A 2587-nucleotide genomic window follows, 5' to 3' on the forward strand; every position below is an offset into this window, starting at 1 on the left:
TCAACCAGCCGAACGCGGCAGCCAATTAGGCTAGTTGCAAGCCCACGGCTTTAGCCGTTGGGTAGTTGACTAGCAATTGCCGTCTATCCGTTTCATCGCGTCATTGTGAGGCGAGTGATTCATCAGCGGCAGTTTCATGCCGGCGATTCGCTTACGGCAACGGTCGAAGTGCGTTTTCCGATTTGGTTTCCATTTGTGGCGTTGACGATGGAGGAAGCCGATGTTCCTTTACTTAAGATGGAACAGACAAAAGTAACGATTCCATTTATTTGGAAACGAACGTTTTCTTACACGTATGAATTGCGCGAGCTGCCGCGAGGGGAACATGTATTTTCCGCGCTTCGCCTTACCGCTACGGACTTTTTCGGACTGATAGAAAAGAATTCGCTCCATTTCGCAGAAGAAACGATTTTAGTATATCCTCGCTATATCGATATCATGTACCGAAAAGCGGAACAACAGTTTGACCAAGGAATGGCCGCTTCCTTGCTACAGATTCATCGAGATATGACGATGGCTGTGGGGGTTCGGGAATATGCGCCAGGCGACCGCTTTTCATGGGTTCATTGGAAAGCATCTGCCCGCAAGCAACGGTTGATGACAAAAGAGTTTGAAGAACGGCAGCGGGATGATTTGATCGTTGTACTTGATCGTACACCAACATCATTGTTTGAAGAGATCGTGACATTTGTTGCTTCTTTTTTGCGGGCCGCTATTAAACAAGGGGTGCAGACAGGACTTGTATCCGTTGGCAGCGACCGCACCATCTTTCCTGCTCGAAATGGTGAGGAGCATCTACAGCGCTTGTTTTATCATTTAGCAAAAGTAGCTTGTGATAGTCATGAGCCATTTGCGCGCGTTATTTCCAATGAAAGAGCAAACTGGAGAGCGACCGTTGTTTTTTGCTATGTTACTTCTTATTTACAGAAAGAGCTGGTTTTCACGTTAGGCGAAATGTCTGCACGCCGCCATGAGGGAACCGTGTTTCTTATCAAGGATGATTTGACGAAAGAGGAGCGGAACTGGATGGAAGCGCTGCGCCACAAAGGAATCCATGTTGTGGTCGTATCGCCGCGAAATATAATGACGACCTTGCATAAAGGCAGGGATGAATGGTGAATGCAATTAAAAATCTCGGGAAGAATCTGCTTATATATGGGTTGGCTTGCTGGTTGCTGATTGAATGGCTTCTTCCGCTAGAAACGGTGTCTGATACCAGGAATGTGCAAGTCTTCATTTGGTTTGTGTCTGTCTGTTTTCTTCTTTATTTGTTGCGGATTCCAGTGTGGCTTTCTGCTTTTATAAAGATTGCATATATGGTCTGTGCGTTAAACACATTGTTTTACCATGTTTCTTATCTGCAGGTGCTGAAGCTGCTTGTTCGGGAAATTGTTGATCACGTCCCTATTTTATTTTCGATGCGTTGGGCGGAACTGACCAACTCGTTTCGCAGCTTTCTTTTTTTTCTTTTGTTATGGATGATGGCGTATTTACTGCATTATTGGCTATTTACGCAAAAACGGCTGTTTTTCTTTTATGTCCTGACTGTTACGTACATTACGGTACTAGATACGTTTACCATGTTTCGTGGAAACGGTGCGATTATTCGTTTAGTCGTCTTTGGTTTTTTCCTCTTAAGCTTCCTGCATATAGAACGGTTGCGTGAAAAGGCATCGATTGCAGGCGGAATCAGAAAATGGACGGTTTTCTGCTTATGCCTAATTGGACTAGCTTTCATCTGCGGATATTTTAGTCCCAAACTGCCGCCTAAATGGCCGGATCCGGTGGCGTTTGTGAGAAGTGATGCAGCCCCGCAAGAGGAAAAACGGAATGATCCTGCTTTAGCGAAGGTGAAAAAAATCGGCTATGGGCAAAATGATTCGCGGCTTGGCGGTCCATTTATTGCCGATGATACGGTCGTTTTTATTGCCGAAGACCAAAAGCGGCATTATTGGCGTGTCGAAACGAAAGATATTTATACAGGAAAAGGATGGGAAAGCTCGGATAGTGTGCAAGTAAAAACATTTGAAAAAAATACAGATATCGGTTATTCTTGGTGGAATCTATCGGTGAAAAAACAAACGATGACAGCTAGCATCCATATAAAGGAGCCTTATTTCCATATTGTTTACCCTCTTGGGCTAAAGACAATAGATACGCCTGAAGACATTGTGTTTCGTTTGGACACGGCAACGGAAAAAATGTATGCAACTGATCGTTCAGCTTATGCGATTATGTTAAGGACATATAATATTACTTATGAATATCCGACGTTCTCCATTGATAAATTAAACGCCGCACCGCCAGTGCAAGATGAGGGGTTAAAAAAGCGATATACGCAGCTTCCTGAAAGCGTACCGAAACGAGTGCGCGATTTGGCGAAACAAATCGTAAAAGGAAAGCAAACACAGTATGAACAAGTAAAAGCAATTGAGCAATATTTTCACATGAACGGATATGTGTATGAAACGAGTGATGTTGCTATTCCAGGGGAAAAGGATGACTACGTTGATCAGTTTTTATCTTAATTAGGCGAGAAGACTCCCACTTCAACGAAGCGAAGCGGAGTAAGTGGGAGATGAATCGC

The 2587-nt window shown here is 44.1% G+C and carries 2 protein-coding genes; both read left to right on the plus strand.

Annotated features, from left to right (window positions below; genetic code table 11):
- Window positions 1-114: 114 nt before the first annotated feature.
- Window positions 115-1119: a DUF58 domain-containing protein gene (locus DCC82_RS16780; RefSeq protein WP_233253077.1), complete on the plus strand. Its 1005-nt coding sequence runs from the start codon at window positions 115-117 to the stop codon at window positions 1117-1119.
- Window positions 1113-2528 carry a transglutaminaseTgpA domain-containing protein gene (locus tag DCC82_RS16785; RefSeq protein WP_233253078.1) on the plus strand — a complete coding sequence of 472 codons (1416 nt, stop codon included), beginning with the start codon at window positions 1113-1115 and terminating at the stop codon, window positions 2526-2528. Before DCC82_RS16780 ends, DCC82_RS16785 begins: the two co-directional genes overlap by 7 nt.
- Window positions 2529-2587: the final 59 nt, after the last annotated feature.

Source organism: Geobacillus sp. LYN3, assembly GCF_003064505.1.
GTDB lineage: Bacteria > Bacillota > Bacilli > Bacillales > Anoxybacillaceae > Parageobacillus_B > Parageobacillus_B toebii.